The 16,610-nt window shown below is 42.1% G+C and carries 18 protein-coding genes; 8 read left to right on the forward strand and 10 right to left on the reverse strand.

Features of this window, described 5'->3' with window-relative positions:
• The first annotated feature begins 36 nt into the window (after nt 1-36).
• From RE474_RS06135 to RE474_RS06145, 3 genes are read left to right on the forward strand one after another with little or no spacing between them, the layout of a single operon-like run.
• A complete protein-coding gene (locus tag RE474_RS06135; protein ID WP_309312084.1) occupies nt 37-2,511 on the forward strand; it encodes a U32 family peptidase in 2,475 nt (824 codons plus the stop codon).
• Nucleotides 2,512-2,549: 38 nt separating this feature from the next.
• Nucleotides 2,550-2,927, forward strand: a complete 378-nt coding sequence (locus tag RE474_RS06140; RefSeq protein ID WP_309312085.1) for a nucleoside 2-deoxyribosyltransferase — start codon at nt 2,550-2,552, stop codon at nt 2,925-2,927.
• Between the two features lie 50 nt (nt 2,928-2,977).
• The gene (locus tag RE474_RS06145) at nt 2,978-3,223 is read left to right on the forward strand and encodes a pro-sigmaK processing inhibitor BofA family protein (RefSeq protein ID WP_309312086.1); all 246 of its coding nucleotides are present in this window, start codon (nt 2,978-2,980) and stop codon (nt 3,221-3,223) included.
• On the opposite strand, the gene RE474_RS06150 is transcribed toward RE474_RS06145, so the two are convergent.
• Nucleotides 3,220-3,888, reverse strand: coding sequence for a class I SAM-dependent methyltransferase (locus tag RE474_RS06150; protein ID WP_309312087.1), 669 nt, complete (start codon nt 3,886-3,888; stop codon nt 3,220-3,222). The genes RE474_RS06145 and RE474_RS06150 overlap by 4 nt on opposite strands.
• Before the next feature lie 8 nt (nt 3,889-3,896).
• Complete coding sequence (gene lysS / locus RE474_RS06155; RefSeq protein ID WP_309312088.1) at nt 3,897-5,489, reverse strand: lysine--tRNA ligase; 1,593 nt, start codon at nt 5,487-5,489, stop codon at nt 3,897-3,899.
• Nucleotides 5,490-5,697: 208 nt separating this feature from the next.
• On the opposite strand from lysS, the gene RE474_RS06160 reads away from it, so the two are divergent.
• Nucleotides 5,698-5,931 (forward strand): hypothetical protein, encoded by a 234-nt coding sequence (locus RE474_RS06160; RefSeq protein WP_309312089.1) that lies wholly within the window; start codon nt 5,698-5,700, stop codon nt 5,929-5,931.
• Nucleotides 5,932-5,942: 11 nt separating this feature from the next.
• Here the strand turns inward: RE474_RS06160 and RE474_RS06165 are convergent, their stop codons facing one another.
• The 7 genes from RE474_RS06165 to RE474_RS06195 all read right to left on the reverse strand — a co-directional run bounded on the left by RE474_RS06165 (nt 5,943) and on the right by RE474_RS06195 (nt 10,960).
• Nucleotides 5,943-6,728: a C15orf41 family protein gene (locus RE474_RS06165; RefSeq protein WP_309312090.1), complete on the reverse strand. Its 786-nt coding sequence runs from the start codon at nt 6,726-6,728 to the stop codon at nt 5,943-5,945.
• Nucleotides 6,712-7,344, reverse strand: coding sequence for an endonuclease III domain-containing protein (locus RE474_RS06170; protein ID WP_309312091.1), 633 nt, complete (start codon nt 7,342-7,344; stop codon nt 6,712-6,714). Before RE474_RS06170 ends, RE474_RS06165 begins: the two co-directional genes overlap by 17 nt.
• A 15-nt stretch (nt 7,345-7,359) precedes the next feature.
• On the reverse strand, nt 7,360-7,845 hold the full coding sequence (locus tag RE474_RS06175; protein WP_309312092.1) for a hypothetical protein: 486 nt from the start codon (nt 7,843-7,845) through the stop codon (nt 7,360-7,362).
• A 24-nt stretch (nt 7,846-7,869) separates the two neighbouring features.
• The gene (locus RE474_RS06180) at nt 7,870-8,718 is read right to left on the reverse strand and encodes a ribose-phosphate diphosphokinase (protein WP_309312093.1); all 849 of its coding nucleotides are present in this window, start codon (nt 8,716-8,718) and stop codon (nt 7,870-7,872) included.
• A gap of 91 nt (nt 8,719-8,809) precedes the next feature.
• Entirely contained in the window at nt 8,810-9,286 is a 477-nt protein-coding gene (gene moaC / locus RE474_RS06185; protein WP_309312094.1) for a cyclic pyranopterin monophosphate synthase MoaC, read from the reverse strand.
• 13 nt (nt 9,287-9,299) lie between these two features.
• On the reverse strand, nt 9,300-9,482 hold the full coding sequence (locus RE474_RS06190) for a hypothetical protein (RefSeq protein WP_309312095.1): 183 nt from the start codon (nt 9,480-9,482) through the stop codon (nt 9,300-9,302).
• Entirely contained in the window at nt 9,482-10,960 is a 1,479-nt protein-coding gene (locus tag RE474_RS06195; RefSeq protein WP_309312096.1) for an NAD(P)H-hydrate dehydratase, read from the reverse strand. The genes RE474_RS06190 and RE474_RS06195 overlap by 1 nt, the downstream gene beginning before the upstream one ends.
• 116 nt (nt 10,961-11,076) lie before the next feature.
• Here RE474_RS06195 and RE474_RS06200 point away from each other — a divergent pair, with 116 nt between their 5' ends.
• The 4 genes from RE474_RS06200 (at nt 11,077) to hisE (ending at nt 15,587) form a co-directional block, all read left to right on the forward strand.
• Nucleotides 11,077-12,546, forward strand: a complete 1,470-nt coding sequence (locus tag RE474_RS06200) for a DHH family phosphoesterase (RefSeq protein ID WP_309312212.1) — start codon at nt 11,077-11,079, stop codon at nt 12,544-12,546.
• A 419-nt stretch (nt 12,547-12,965) separates the two neighbouring features.
• Nucleotides 12,966-13,676, forward strand: coding sequence for a YkgJ family cysteine cluster protein (locus RE474_RS06205; protein ID WP_309312097.1), 711 nt, complete (start codon nt 12,966-12,968; stop codon nt 13,674-13,676).
• Between the two features lie 85 nt (nt 13,677-13,761).
• Complete coding sequence (locus tag RE474_RS06210) at nt 13,762-15,042, forward strand: 3-isopropylmalate dehydratase large subunit (RefSeq protein ID WP_309312098.1); 1,281 nt, start codon at nt 13,762-13,764, stop codon at nt 15,040-15,042.
• Between the two features lie 245 nt (nt 15,043-15,287).
• Nucleotides 15,288-15,587 carry a phosphoribosyl-ATP diphosphatase gene (hisE, locus tag RE474_RS06215; protein ID WP_309312099.1) on the forward strand — a complete coding sequence of 100 codons (300 nt, stop codon included), beginning with the start codon at nt 15,288-15,290 and terminating at the stop codon, nt 15,585-15,587.
• Nucleotides 15,588-15,613: 26 nt separating this feature from the next.
• On the opposite strand, the gene RE474_RS06220 is transcribed toward hisE, so the two are convergent.
• Nucleotides 15,614-16,486 (reverse strand): CBS domain-containing protein, encoded by an 873-nt coding sequence (locus RE474_RS06220; RefSeq protein ID WP_309312100.1) that lies wholly within the window; start codon nt 16,484-16,486, stop codon nt 15,614-15,616.
• Nucleotides 16,487-16,610: the final 124 nt, after the last annotated feature.

Genomic DNA, 16,610 nt, shown 5'->3' on the forward strand with positions numbered 1-16,610 from the left:
GCTTTTATATACTCTCACCTCATCTGAGCGATTATCATGCTTAAAACTCCCGAACTTTTAGCTCCTGCTGGAAACATGGAATCACTGATAGCTGCCGTTGAAAATGGAGCAGATGCAGTGTATCTTGGTATTCAGGATTTCAGTGCCAGGGCATATGCAGGAAATTTCACCATAGAGGAATTCAGGGAAGCACTTGACTTTGCACATCTTAGAGGTGTAAAGGTCTATGTTACCATGAACACACTCATCAAGGATAGTGAGATGGAAAAAGCACTTGGGCTCATGTATACCCTTGATGAACTTGGAACCGATGCCATCATTGTGCAGGATATAGGACTTCTGGAACTTGCAAGAGAGAAAGTCCCGTCACTTCCGATCCATGCAAGCACACAGATGACGATTCACAATACAGAAGCTGTGCTGGCCCTGAAAGAAATGGGAGTTAAGAGAATTGTACTTGCAAGGGAACTCTCACTTCAGGAGATTGCAAGGATAAAAACTGAAACCCGAGCAGAGATTGAAGCGTTTGTACACGGTGCACTCTGCATCTGTTACTCAGGCCAGTGTCTTATGAGCAGCATGATAGGCGGCAGAAGCGGTAACCGGGGATATTGCGCCCAGCCATGCCGTAAGCAATACAGGTTACGAAGGGATGGAAAAGAGATAAAAACAGAAGGGAGCTACCTTCTGAGTCCTAAAGACCTGAACACATCTGAGATTTTGCCTGAAATCATTAAAGCGGGAATAGATTCATTCAAGATCGAGGGCAGGATGAAACGCCCGGAATATGTTGCAGGTGTTGTAAGGATATATCGCAGTCTTATTGACAGGTTTGCAGAAGACCCTGATAACTATTTTGTAACCGATGAAGAAAAAGAGAATCTGGAACAGTTATTCAACCGGGAGTTCACCACCGGATACTTCGAGGGTGATCCTGCTGGGGACCTGATGAGCCGGGAAAGACCTCATAACCAGGGAATTGTGGTTGGAAAGGTCAGCGGATACAATAATAAGTTTAAAAGAATGGAGATCACGCTTACAGGCGAGCTTGAAGTCGGCGATGGGATTGGTTTTGAAGGCAGCAGGGATGCCGGTACAATAGTAAGAGGAATCTACGTTGGAAACCGACTGGAAAAGAAAGCGGACAGCGGAGATATTATAACTATCAATTTTGACCAGCCTCCTAAAACCGGTACAACTGTTTACAGAACACTTGATGATTCCCTGATGAAAGAATTGCAGGCTTCCTACAGTTCTCCTGCTCCAATACGTAAGGTTCCGGTTTCTATCAAATTTAAAGCAATCATCGGAGAGAAACTCGAGCTCTCAATTTCTGATAATGAAAATAACACATCAACTGTTATTTCTGACTACACTGTTGAAAGATCACAGAAAAGACCCACAACAGAAGATGATGTGAAAAAGCAGCTTGCAAAGACCGGAAACACAGTTTTTGAAGTTCAGCAAATTGAAGTTGATCTGCCGGATGATGCATTCATTCCGATTAAAGAACTGAACAATGCGAGGACCGAAGCTACTACTGAACTTGAAAGGATTAGAATCGAAAAGTTCAGAAGGCCAGCACATGAAAGAAGTTCTGAAATTCTAGAAAAGGAAACAGATGTTGGTGCTGAAAGTGAGGAGAAAAAAATACTGCTTTCAGTTAGTGTCAATAGTTCGGAAAAGTTCAATTCTGCATTGAAAAGTGGAGCAGATCTTGTTTACATTGACGTATCATTAAAAGAGCTTCAAACTCTGGAATGGAAAGTAATGACAGAGCTTGCAGCTGAAAAGAATATTCCTGTATATTTACACACTCCAATCATTATGAAAGACTCTGAATTCCATAATGTGAAAGAAACAATTAAGATTGCAAAGGAACTGGGATTTGAAGGAACTATTGCAGCCAATCTCGGCGTCCTTGAAATTGCACGCACTGCAGGTCTTAAAATACTGACTGACAGTTCCCTGAATGTGTTCAATAAACACAGTCTTCATGCACTTGAAGAAAAAGGTGCTGATGCTGTTACACTCTCAACTGAAATGAATCTTGGACAAATAATTGATATTGCAAAATATGGTGATTGCGAATATATTGCACATGGTCAGATTCAGATCATGGAATCTGAACACTGTCTCATCGGCGGTGTTCTTGGAGAGAAAGATGAGAATGGTTTTAACTGTGGATCCCAGTGTAAGAGTGGCAATTTTGAGATAATCGATGAAAAAGGATTTGAATTCCCAATCAAGACCGATTCACAATGTAGAACCCATATATTCAATTCAAGAGAACTCTGCCTGCTGGATGATATTCCCCAGCTTATCAAAGCAGGTCTTTCCAGACTCAGGATAGACGCCAGAAACATGGATGATTACAATGTTGGTATGGTCACTAGAGCATACAGAGCCAATATCGATGCATACTACTCAGGTGACACCAGGCATATATGGCAGGGAAGTGATGTCAGCGAGTTCCACACCAGAGGACATTATCATAGAGGTGTGCAATGAGAGTATTCCTTTCAGCCTCCATCAGGGGTGGTAGGCAGATGCTATCCACTTACATGGAGATGTGTAATTATCTTCAGGACAGCGGCCATGAAGTTCTGAGCTGGCATGTTGCGGACCCTGAACTTGAAAAAACAGAATCACTGCTTTCCGAAGAAGAGATATACATCAGGGACATGGAATTTCTTGAAAAGAGCGAATGTGTGATAGCAGAGGTCAGCACACCTTCAATTGGCGTTGGTTATGAGATTTGCAGTGCGCTTCAGAGAGGGATTCCGGTTATGTGTCTGAATGTTCCTGAAGCTAATGTATCTGCAATGCTTCTTGGTGATAAGAGAATAATCTGTAAAGAATATCACAATATTAATGAAATGAAAGAAGAGATTAGTAAATTCCTGAGTGATGCAAACAAACTCTAATTTTTTAGCAACGATTAAATACTTATCATAGTAATATAAAAATGGTGATTATGGTAACCGAAATAGTATTTCTTATAGTAGCTATCATTGCTGCAATAATTCTCTGGAAAGTACTGAAAACCGTCAAGAACATGGCGATTAACACTGTTTTAGGACTCGTGGTGCTGGTTGTTGCAAACCTGGTGCTCGGCCTGAATATCGCATATACCTGGGTTGTGATCCTTGTATGTGCAATTGCAGGAGTGTTTGGTGCACTTCTTATAATTGTGCTGAACTACTTTGGAATAGCATTCTAAAGACGTGTAATTACCCTTATCTGATGGCGCCTGTGAAGTTCGCCATGATACTTTTTTTCTGATACCAGGTCTTTCATTTCTAAGATTTCAAATCCTTCAAGCAGTGATTCCAGTTCATCACGTGTAAAATAGTGGTATATGATACCATTTTTTCTGATGAAAGTATCTTTTTCCACAGACTCGCCACCGTATCTCATATCCTCAGTTCCGAAAACTTCCAGCACAAAAATCGCACCGCTTTTCATCACCCTTTTAATCTCAGAAATTGCCTGCTTTCTTTCATCTTCCAGCAAGTGCTGCAAAACTCCAAGACACAGGATTGCGTCAAATGAATTATCAGAAAAAGGAATTGATGTTATACTCGAAGCAAGGCATTCGGCTCTTTTATCGCTTCCAACATTGCTTTTTGAAAGATACTCTCTGGCTCTTCTGACTGCAGTTGCTGAAACATCAGTACCGATTGTATTGTACTTACGGGAAAGTGGTAAAAGGAACCTGCCATTCCCGCAGCCAAGGTCAAGAACAAGTGAACTGGAAGAGATTAATCCCTCCAGCATAGATATCGACCTGGGACCCCCCCAGGTCACATGTTTGTATTCTTCATCCCAGGCAAGGAAATGGGACTTGCCCTGAAGGTCATTGCCCGGGAATGAACTGTTTGCCATAATCAGGGTCAGGGCTTATACTCTGCTGCTTCCTTAAAGCGCATTGCAAGGAAGTCCTTTTCAAGTGAGGAAAGGAACCAACCTGCTTTTGGACCTGAAGGTTGTCCGAGTACTGAGACATATATTGCCTTGAAAAGTTCCTTTGGATTTACTTCAAGTGAAGCTGCATCCACATTGAGTGCACCAGCGATCATTGTATTGAGTTCGGAACCTGCTTCTTTTGCAGAATATACAAGGTTGTGGTAGTCCTCACCGTTGAGCTCACCGCTCTTGTCCAGTATGTCTGAGAAGGAACTGAGGAAAGCTCTCTGAAGATCATTGAGCTGTGAAGTACTTACAGGAAGCTCTTCCTGGACACTGAACTTTGCATTGTCAGGAGCGTACATCTCAAGCCAGTTTCCAACATTGTCAACAAGCTCACGTATGCATTTCTCGCTGCTGGTGTCGTATCCTGCTCTCTTCACGATATTCATTATCTTATCAAAGTCACCTGCAGCAACCTGGTAGATCGTTGTCATGTGCTTGAACGGAATGTCAGTGTGGCAGAGCCCTGCTGCATGTGAAAGCTCGATCATCCTCTTATCATAGGATGTAGCATTTTCACTTGTTTGAAGGCGCTCAAACTCATCCACAAGTGTGAGAAGTGGCAAAGCAGGATCGAATCTGATGTGCTTTTCAGGCTTTGTACGGATGATAAGGTAGCGCAGTACCTCAGGTGGCACCACCTTGAGCATATCTGCAATTGAAACAACAACACCTGTTGATGATGACATTGCACCTTTCTGACCAAGCATGATCCATTCATAGACTATTGGATGTGGTGCTTCATAGCCGAAAATATCCCTGGTAATATCAACGCCGGTGTCATATGAACCGCCTCTTGAAGCGTGGTCCTTACCGAATGGTTCAACCGTAACACCAAGAGCCTTCCACCTTGCCGGCCAGTCAACACGCCACGTCAGTTTTCCGCCGCCCTTCATTGAGACTGTACCCTTGCTTCCGCATGAACATTCATAGTTCACTGTTTCAGCATCAAGATCAAAACCAGTCACAATGGTGGTGTTTACCTTTCCACATTCATTGCATATCGGGTTGAACGGGCTCCATGTATCTACAGGGGTCTTGCCGGATTTCTTCTGCAAGATCGCTGCAATCTCATCCTTTTTCACAAGAGCCTGCTTGATAGCTTCTACATAGACACCTTCCTTGTAAAGTTCATCTGCCCTGTAAACAGTTGGATGGATTCCCAGGTGTTCAAGAGCTGCAAGGAATGGCTCAAGGAAGTGCTCGGAATAATTCTTATGTTCGCCGCATGGGCATGGAATCTCAGAAAGTGGTTTGCCAACGTGGGGCGCATAACTATCGTCAAGGAAAGGATAGACCTTTCTTAATGGGTCGTATGTGTCTGCAATGTAGATGAATTCAACATCAGCGCCTTTATCTTCAAGAGCCCTGAATGCTACATCTGCAGTTACGACCTCGCGCATGTTACCAATATGAATGTGACCTGAGGGTGTGATGCCTGTTGCAACCAGGTGCTTTTTGCCTTTTGCCAGCACCTCGTCTGCGATGACATCTGCCCAATGTGTAATATCTGCCATGATTTCACCGATCTATGATGAGAATATAGTAATGTCCGGATGCTCCGGAGTCAGTAACCTTAGATGATTGTTACTATTATAATCTTTGCTTAAGACGAAATTCCTGAAAGGAATCTTAGAAGAGTATTTTGTCCGTTTGCGGACAGATTCCCGCCTCATATAATTTCAATACGAAAGGTATTAATAAAAAATTACTGTTCATTTTAATATGACTCGCATTACTGAAAATATGCACAGGATCTCATTATGCGCCTCTGAGGATATTTTCAACATGAAAAACCAGCGTGATCCAAACAATAATGAGCTCTGGCCATTCCTCGTAGTCCACGCAAATCATGCCACCATCAACAAGGAAGTTGTTGTGTATGATGACGAAGGTGTGTATCAGGTGTATACAAAAAAGGTCATGTCCGAACTGAAAAATATACAAAAAAGCAAATAGTCGGTAAATAGTTACCAGTATGTCTTGAAGTTCAGTAGTTCTTCTATCGTATCACGGTTCTTATCAAAGAACCTGTAATCTTTTATCAGATTCCCATTGTAACTAAGAGTATCTATATAACCATACCAGTAAACGATCATACCGGTACCGTATTTCTCTTCGTATTCCCTGAACTGCTTTTTAATATAGTAGTCATGCTCTTTTTCATCACCAAAAAGAGCCTTGCTTTCTATCCAGAAAATATCGATACCATCTATCACGATCTCTGAGTCCAGCAGAAAATCCGGAGTCTTTGAAAAACCCTCTTCCCTCAGGTCATTTTCTGACCTGTATGTAATTTCGTGCTCATCAAGCCACTCAGAAAGAATGGATTCTCCCATTTCACCTTTCTCTGCATGAAGAGCATGAGCTTTCGGAGAGAAGAAGAAATCAGATTCCGTAGCTGCAATTACTTCTCTTTTCAGACGCCCGTCAGGCTGATCTTCAAGATTCCTGATAAAACCCTTTTTAGGAATACCCATTTCCTTGAGCAGCATGGAAACCATAAGAGTTGCAGGAATATCATTCTTTTTTGCTATCTCAATGATACTTTTTCCTTTCCTCCATTGCTTCAGATGCCTTGGGGACTTACTCTTTACCCTGGAGAAATTTCTCTTTACCTTTGTGACAGTTTTCTGGTTCAATATTGAATGGATGGTACCTATAGGCTGTGAGAACTGCCGGGATACATTCTTCACGTCATCTACGCTCTCAAGGCTCTCATATATCTTATTATAAGTCTCAATATCCATTCTCATTCAAATCCTTCAGAATACATTCATTACATCTTTTTTTGCCACAATAGGCTTTTGAATATTCAACTATGAGGGCGTGGTATTCCTTATAGATATCTACGTTTTCGGGAAGTTCTGCTTCAAATCTCTGCTGTAATTGCAGATAGTCGCCCTCTATGCCAATACATTTCATCATGCGGGTCGTGTACGCATCTATGACGAATTTGGGTTTGTTGGCAGCATAAAGAACAATGCTGTCGGCAGTTTCGTTGCCAACTCCTTTAATAGACAATATGTTTTTCCTGAGTTCCATCACAGGAAGGGAAAAAACATTATCCATACCGTTTTCTGCAAAAAAAGCCGCTATTCCCTTTAACCTGGAAGCTTTTTGCCGGTAGAAACCACAGCATCTCACAAGTTCTTCAATAAGCTCAGTGTCAGCTTCAGCAAGAGGCTCTATTTCCAGAAGACCATGATCCTTCAGGCCCTCAATGGCCTTTTCCACATTGGTCCACTTTGTCTGCTGCGTGAGCATGGCCCCGATAACAACTTCAAATGCCGTATCAGCAGGCCACCAGTATTGGGGTCCGAGTTCATCAAGAAGCAGATCATATACCCTGCAAAGTATTCCAGCCGTCATGACATGTCAGAAGAGTTAGTCCCAGAATTTTTCTTCATAATCATCCGGAAGGTCCAGATCCATTAATTCATCCAGAGACTTTCTCTTTTTGTCTTCCTTTTGGACATCTTTGCGAGCTTCAAAAACCGTAGTGTCCTTGTCATTTACCACAACCTCTTCACGGTTTACAGGATACATTGGTTCTTTAGGAGGAAGCCCGGCAATCTCTGTGGGAGCTTCTGCAGAAATTGGCTGTCGCTTAAGATGTTGACGCCTTTCAGTACTTTGTTCTGGTTCAGGCCAGGACTTTCTTTCAACAGGAGCTTTCTTTTGAATCCTCATGCGCGTGCTTTCGGCATAGGTATCTACCATAGGAGTGGATCTTGAAAGCTCTTTGTGAGTTGAGCGGTACCCGATCACACATTGTTCGTCCCCTGTACGCCACTCTACTACGTAAAGGTGGCAGGCTTTTTTCTTACACTGGGAAACTCCGTCTTTGGGACAAATATCGGGCAACGTCATGATCAAACCTCAATATATTAATGTTCAGATACTTCTTAAAGCATTGGCTATAAGAGGTGCCACACTGACACAACTCTGCACCTTTTCTATTGTATCGGTAGCTATAATATCTTTTACCCCTGCATTGTACAGGCGCAACACCGCATTCCTTGCAAGAACTGGGTGAACACATGCAAGGTACACATCCTTTGCACCTTGGGATTTCAGCAGTTTGATGGATTCTGCCATGGTTCCACCGGTTGCGATCATGTCATCGATGATGATTATATCCCTGTTCATTACATCGACATTCTTTGCCTTGATAGTAACTGAATCACCGGAGTGTCTTGTCTTTTCAAGGTAATCATATTCCAGTCCGACATCGGTAGCTGTATTCTCTGCAAGGTTGATTGCACCCTTGTCAGGCGAGACAATCAGAGGATTGCACAGGTTCAGTGACCTTATGTGATAACCCAGAAGACGTGAAGCATCAAGATCGAATGCATCGGCATTAAAATAGTTCAGAACACTTGCCTCATGTATATTTACTGTAAAGATCCTGTCTGCATTGATCGTCCTTGCGATAGCCCTTGCAGTTATTGGCTCTCCTGTCTTGAACTTTTTATCCTGCCTGGCATAGCCCATGTAAGGTATAACCACATTTATGACAGGTGAATCCTCACAGGCGTCAATAAGCTGTAATAAGGCAACAAGATCAGAATCAGTTGTTGTACTCTGGATAATAGTAACTTCATCCACGTCCTCATCAAGTATGCGTGAATAGAGTTCACCATCCGGGAATTTTGTGAAGTCACATACAGTAGGCTCAATATTAAGTTCTCTTGCAACCCTTGATGAAAGAGCCTGAGATGCTGGTCCCCCTATAATTTTCAAATAATTTACCTCTTTAAGATTTAATTAATATTTAATTTTGGATAATTGATCAGAGTGATTAGAGTGCTTTCTAATGCATCCCTCAAATACATTAGTTTTGGTTCATTTTGACTTTCTCAAGAACTTTTATATTCTGGATTCCAGTTGCAGGATAATTACCAGTTTCATCTTTCTCTGCAGATTTGACCATATCCCACACAGTCAGCAGGGCAACTGAGACACCTGTGAGTGCCTCCATCTCAACACCTGTTTTTCCGACAGAACGCACCTCTACAGTTGTACGAACGATGTTCTCATGAATTGAAAAGTCTACATCCACCTTGGTAATTGGGATCTGATGACACATAGGAATAAGTTCCGGAGTCTTCTTAACCGCAAGAATCGAAGCCACGCGCGCGGTGGAGAACACATTACCTTTTTCAACAGTACCTGTGCGTATCTTCCCGATGGTTGCATCACTCAGGACTATTTCGCCGGAAGCTATTGCTTTTCTCACAATTATATCCTTTTTACTGATGTCTACCATGACCGCGCGGTCGTTCTCGATATGTGTGAATGTAGCTTCCAATTAATCACCGTTTTTAATCAATTCTAATATTTTGTCTCTGCAGGTAATCCTCAATAGTAGTATTTAGTTGTTCTTTCAGAATACGTGCCTCATCAATTGTAAGTTTGAGTATTTCCTCATCCTTGCCATGGCTGACAATGATGCGTATCCACTTTCTTTCAATATCCACACTAATTTTTCTGCTTTCCTGCTCCATTATAATACACCTAATATAACATCTGTAATCCGAGCAATTATATCTGTCGCAAGCAAGCCATTTCCTTTGTTCTTAAACGCAAGGTCGCCGGCTGCACCACTTATGAAAACCGCACATGAAGCCGCATCCATTGCATCATTAACTGCAAAGAGGGCACCGGTTATTCCAGTCAGAACATCTCCTGTGCCGCCAACGGTCATTCCGGCATTACCTGTCCTGTTAAGACGGGCGACTGAACCATCCGAGATGACATCTACCTTTCCTTTCATAACTACTGTAACATCATTATCTGAAGCAAAACTGCTGACAACATTCTTTTTAGAATCAAGTTCCTCTGGAATTTCAGAACCGTAAAGACGTGAAAACTCTGCAGAATGTGGCGTCAGAATGAATTTACCCTCAGATTTTATGGGCAATTTCAGCTCAAAGAGCGCGTCTGCATCAACAACAGCTTTCCTGCATAGAGGAAGAAGCTGTTCCACCGTTTCCAGAGTTTCTTTTTCCCTGCCAAGGCCCGGACCGATCACAGCAACATCATGAGTTTCTAAGAGATTTTTGAGAACAGGAATATTTGATGGATTAAGCCGGTCTCCTTTAAGTGGTATCACTATGAGATTTGGTGAAAATGAAGCAACGGTATCTGCAACATTCTCCGGTACTGCCACAGTTACTATATCCGCACCAGTTCGAAGTGCTGCCAGAGCTGCAAGGGCAGGAGCACCATAGTACGCACCGCCGCCGATAATTAGTACTCGTCCTGAATTGCCTTTGTGGGCATCCCTGTTCCTGCGTGAGAGGGACATAAGATCTCCCATCCCCACATATTCCTCTGCATCCCTGCAAACACCGATCGGAGCAACTTTTACCAGACCGGAATATTTTTCAGAACCGGGAAGTTCAAGACCTGTTTTCATCCTGTGGAAAGTAATCGTCATGTCTGCAATCACACTTTTTACAACCTCTCCACCATCCAGATCATACCCCGATGGGGAGTCAATGGAAATTATGAATGAGTTAGAAGAATTGATCAGGGCAATTGCAGTTGATTCAGGCTCCCTTGGAGCGCCTTTTATTCCTGAACCCAGTACCCCATCAACAATAATGTCATTGTCCTTCCATCCTGAATATTTTTCAAGTTCCTTTGAATCTGCTATTTCCTTTAATTCTGTAAGGCCGCTGTAACTGAGAAGAGAAAAGTTCTGTTTTGATTCTTCTGTCCTTATGCGGGAAGAATGACCAAGGAGTATCAGTCTTACTTCATAATTCGTGTTCGTTGCCAGATGACGTGCAGCAACGAAGGCATCTCCTCCGTTGTTTCCCCTGCCTGCAACAAAAAGGACTTTACCGGAACTTATCTTAGACATAATTTCCCGGGCAATGGCAGCACCTGCATTTTCCATAAGCTGCACAGGGCTTAAGCCAAGATATGTGCAATTAGCATCGATAGCACGCATTTTGGAAGAAGTGATGGAAGACATAGTTACCTATTTATTCCTTAGTTTGCATTCTATTTATCAGTTAATGTATTATTTCTGTAATTTTATTGAAAATTGTTTTATGCAAATATGACCCTTAACCAGATGGAGGTTATTCTATTAACAACGTTGCAAAGGAGATTAACGCAACTGACAAAACTAAAATCAAGCCCACATACCTTATTCTTGGTAGTGGCAGTTTTGGATTTGCATTAGCCAAGGAACTCAGGGAACTTGACAAAGAGCTTATTATCGTCGATAAGGATGCGCAGAAGGTTGAAACACTGCGTGAGGAAGCATATGAAGCCATGGTTGGTGATGTCAGCGACCCAAACCTTTTTGACACAATCAACACCAAGAACCTTGCAGGTATCCTTATCCTGAGTTCTGATCCAAAGGCAAACAAAATAGCCCTCAAAAATATCAAGGAAAAAGTATCACCTGATATTTACTCTGTAGTAAGAGCTCCTGATGTGATCAACATGCAGGAGATGGAAACCCTTGGAGCAGACCTTGTAATTATGCCGCCAAGAATGGTGGCAAAGTCCCTTTCAAGATCACTGGAGCGCGCAGAAGCTATGCGCAGAGGTAACAAGCTCACACAGTGGTTTGAAACAAACAAGGGAAAGAAACTTGGAATTGTTGTCCACGATAACCCCGATCCTGATGCCATATCCAGTGCCCTTGCACTGAAAACTATTGCATCATCTTTCAATGTTCTTGCAGACATTATATATCACGGAGAGATAGGACATCAGGAAAACAAGGCTTTTGTGAACCTGCTTGGCATTGATCTTTACAGATCGGAAGATGTTGGATTTGCAAATTACGAGAACCTTGCGCTGGTTGATTGTTCAATGCCAGGTGCAAATAACTCGCTTTCTCTTGATACCCATGTAAATATCATTATAGACCATCATCCTCTTCCTGATGCAGATATAGATGCGGACTTTATCGATATCAGACCGCATGTCGGTGCATCTGCTACAATTCTTACAAAATACCTGCAGGAACTCAATATCGATATTGACAGTGAACTTGCTACTGCGCTGCTCTACGGCATAAGGACAGATACCCTTGACTTCAAGAGAAATACGGATTCAGCAGACCTTTCTGCAGCTTCGTATCTCTATCCTTTATCTGACCATGATATACTGGAACAACTGGAACGTCCTTCGATGTCAATTGAAACACTGGATGTGCTTGGTGAAGCCATTAACAGCAGACAGGTAATTGGAAGTTATCTGCTCTCAAATGTGGGAAGTATCCGTAACAGGGACACATTGCCGCAAGCAGCAGACTATCTGCTTAACCTTGAAGGTATTTCAACATCGATCGTTTTCGGAGTGACTGAAGATAAGATCTACATATCCGGTCGCAGTAACGATATAAGAGTCAACCTTGGAGATGTAATGAAAAGAGCATTTGGGGAAGACGCAGGCGGAGGACATGCAACTGCAGCGGCCGCGCAGATTCCTCTTGGAGTTTTCAGTGCATCCAAGGACCGCCAGACACTATTAAGACTTGTTAATGAAGCTGTCGTAAAAAGATTCCTGGCAGCTGTCGGTGTGGAAGAGGCCGACGAATAGACTCTTCCGTTACTGTTTTTTGTTAAACTGCAATTAGAAGCAGATGCGAAGTTATGCACAATATAAAACATATATAATAATATATATGAAATAGAGAATATATTGCAACATCCATATACCTGCATATACATATATCAAAGAAATATAGTAATTTCCACACATAACCGTCCATATTTTACAAACATAATAGTAATAATTAGTAAGCCCATACGTGGGCATACAAAATATTACATATTAGCCAGCATAGAACACATACGCTTACAAAATCATACTTTAAATGAAGGACATTACCCTTTTTCATACTGCCATCTTATTGAAAAAATGCATAGACATAAACAACACAACCGGTTTTTGAAAGAACATGAACTGGAAAGTGCAACCCCATGAAAGATAAATGATCAGAGCATTCAGATAAGCAGATGAATGATAATTTGAAGGAAATCCTTATCAATGAACTTGTAGCAGAACTTGTTGCTGCTAAAGAGATAAGCGTGCAGCAAATTGCCGATGAGATTCACAATATCGGATTTAAATGCCTGATGTGTGGGAAATGCTGTCGCAGAGAGTGTGGCGATAACAGGGTAGCGATAACTGCTACTGAGATACATACAATTAAAGATAATTGTAATCTCAGATGGGAGGAAATTGCAGATCCTTTTGTAGCGGAATCCGAAACCCCGGAAGAAGAATGCGAGATTAATGCCGCAGACGGGCTCATTGATGAGGACGGAAATATACATACATTTGGATGGATGCTGCATCGAAAGGAGAATAATGATTGTTCGTTCATCCCTGATGATACCACAGACCATAAGTGCAGGATCTACAACCTAAGACCTCTTTTGTGCAGTACATACCCGTTCTATATGGAAGGACTTAAGCTCAATATATCTGAATGCGAAGGTATTGGAAGAGCCATGGATAAACAAGAAAGTTATGAACTTGCAGAGCTTTTGCTGAAAAGATACATTGTGGAATTAGAGGATACTATTCTCACCTATAAGAACTACAATGGCTTCAAAACAGGAGAAAATAGTAAAATTATTGCAGATTCTTGCCTGAAGCAAGGATACTTAAATTACATCGTCCATTATAGTGAGGGAACGTACAGGATAACAAAAAATATCTGAATTACCCCTAAATTAGGCTTAAAATTACACTTAATTTCAGTTTATCGATTGATTTATAATAAATAAACATTATGCAGGAATAAACATGTCCACTAATAATGAACCTATGACGATCTCTGAGAAGATCTTTTCAAAGGCTGCCGGAAAGACGGTAAAAGCCGGAGAATTCGTACTGGCCAATATAGACAGGGCAATGACCCACGACATCACAGGACCTCTTGCAGTAGAAGGATTCTACGAGATCATGAGAGACAAGGAAGAAAAGAAGGTATGGGATCCAAGCAAGATCGTAATTCTTTTCGACCATCAGGTTCCTGCAGACTCACTCAACGCTGCACAGAATCACATTATGCTCAGGAAGTTCGCAAAGGAACAGGGCATCATCAACTATGACGTTTATGAAGGTGTCTGCCACCAGGTAATGCCTGAAAAGGGACATGTAAAGCCAGGAGACCTTGTAGTAGGTTCTGACTCACACACCTGTGCATACGGGTCACTCGGTGCATTCTCAACAGGTATCGGCTCAACTGACATGGCTGCAGTCTTTGCATCAGGAAAACTCTGGTTCAAGGTGCCTGAGACCATAAGGTTTGAGGTTGAAGGAAAACTTCCAAAGCACGTCTACTCAAAGGACATCATTCTCCACCTCATTGGAGATGTAGGTGCAGAGGGTGCAAGATACAAGGCAGCAGAATACGCAGGTTCAGCTATCAGCTCACTTCCAATGTCCGAGCGTATGACCATCTCCAACATGGCTATCGAAATGGGCGGTAAGGCAGGTATCATCGAAGCTGACGCAGTTACAGAAGCATACCTCAAGGAAAGAATACCAGACTATGAGTTTGACCCATACTGGAAGTCTGATGAAGGTGCAGACTGTGAACTTCACAAGTATGACATCAGCAATCTTGAGCCACAGGTCGCATGCCCACACAACGTAGACAACGTAAAGCCTGTAACAGAAGTTGAAGGCACAAAGCTTGACCAGATCTTTGTAGGCTCCTGTACAAATGGAAGGTTTGAGGATATCGAAGTTGTCGCAAAGATGATGGGTGATGAGCCTGTTGCAAAGGGAGTAAGACTTCTTATTATCCCTGCATCCAGAACAGAGTACATGAAGGTACTCAGAGCAGGCTACATCGAGCAGTTCATGGAAGCAGGCGCAATTGTGGAAGCACCATGTTGTGGTCCATGTATGGGAGGTTCTTTCGGACTTCTCGGTGATGGTGAGGTAGGACTTGCAACATCCAACCGTAACTTTAAGGGACGTGAAGGTAGCCCACAGTCCTTCGTATACCTGAGCTCACCGGCAACCGCTGCAGCATCAGCACTCACAGGAGAAATCACAGATCCGAGAAAGATCTGATTTCCCTTTTTTTCGTTCTTTTTTTCAACTGTTAGACCACAAAAGATATATTAAACAAATTAATATGATAGTTCCAGACGTTGGTATAACCAACACTATCCCGTCATATTGTGTGTGGATTACAACCAACGTCACTATAACTGTTTTTTATCTGTTGCCTTCAAAAGTTACCGCGTAGGTTGCCCGTTTGAGCTATGCACCATAAAGATGTAATATGATTACCATATATGTGAGAGGGATAAATCATGCCGGACACTGACCTTTCAATATTTGACGAACTTTATGGGATCATAGAAGACAGGAAAAAGAATCCTGTAGAGAATTCATATGTGTGCTCTTTGCTTAACCACAGGAAAGGTATTGACAAGATACTGGAAAAAGTCGGCGAAGAAGCAGTTGAAACCATACTTGCCGTGAAAAGCGGGAAAAAGGAAGATATCATATACGAATCATCTGATCTGCTTTTCCACCTCATGGTAATGTTTGTGGCTGAGGGAATAACCCTTGAAGAGATCGCCACCGAACTTAAGAAAAGAAGAAAATAGTTCTTAGAACTATTTCTTAACTATTTTTAATACACAAGTTCGTGGAATACATCTTTCTTGGAAAGAACTCCCTTTGGTACGCCATCATAGGACACCAGCAGGAAACCGATATTGTGAGTATCAAACATTTTTACAGCATCATAGAGAGATGTGTCAGCATCAATTGTAATAAGGTCGCGAGTCATAATTTCCTTGACCTTTGCAGTCATTTTTCCACTTGCTACAGCATCACCAATATCAGTGAAGGTGACAACACCAAGGATAACCTCTCCATCCATTACAGGAGCTCCATGAATACCATTGTCAACAAGTATACGTGCTGTTTCCTGAATGGAAGCATTTTCACTTATTGAGATCATATTTGTACGGGCATAGTTCTTAACAGGTTTCTTTGGCAGGGAGATCATCTCATTAATTGAGAAGACAAGAGTGTTCTGGGTATCGTCCCTTCCTACTATTTCACCACGAACAACAAGTTTGTTCACAGGTGTCGGGCCTGCCTGAACAAGGTCACCCTGTTCAAATCCCTTAATATTGCCAAGTACTTTTAGCATACCATGACAAAGATCAGGATGCCTGACAGTGGTAAAACTGATCTCGGCTACTGTTGCCCCATCCACAAGCTGGTCGTTCCTGTAAATAGGAACACTTGCTTCATGGTCCATTGCTGTGATACTTAAAGCTTCATAGGCCTCGCCTGTTGCTTTATATCCACCTTTTGGACCAGGAACACCTTCAACAAGACCGAGAACTTTCAGAGATTGCATCTGATTCCGGACAGTACCAGGATTCCTGCTAATGAGCTCTGCAATCTCTTCGCCTTTAACAGCTCGATCTTTTTCTCTCTGGAGATTGATCAATGCAATAAGAATATCTTTCTGAATAGGAGTCAGTTCCACAAAATCACCGGGTCCATAAACTCAATATAGTTTATAGATAACTCTTAAGAGATATATAAAACATAGTATAGAATCACAGTTAGAGAATCTGGGAAATGTATTGCAGGAGAATTACATTTTTTAA

Source organism: Methanolobus sediminis (assembly GCF_031312595.1).
GTDB lineage: Archaea > Halobacteriota > Methanosarcinia > Methanosarcinales > Methanosarcinaceae > Methanolobus > Methanolobus sediminis.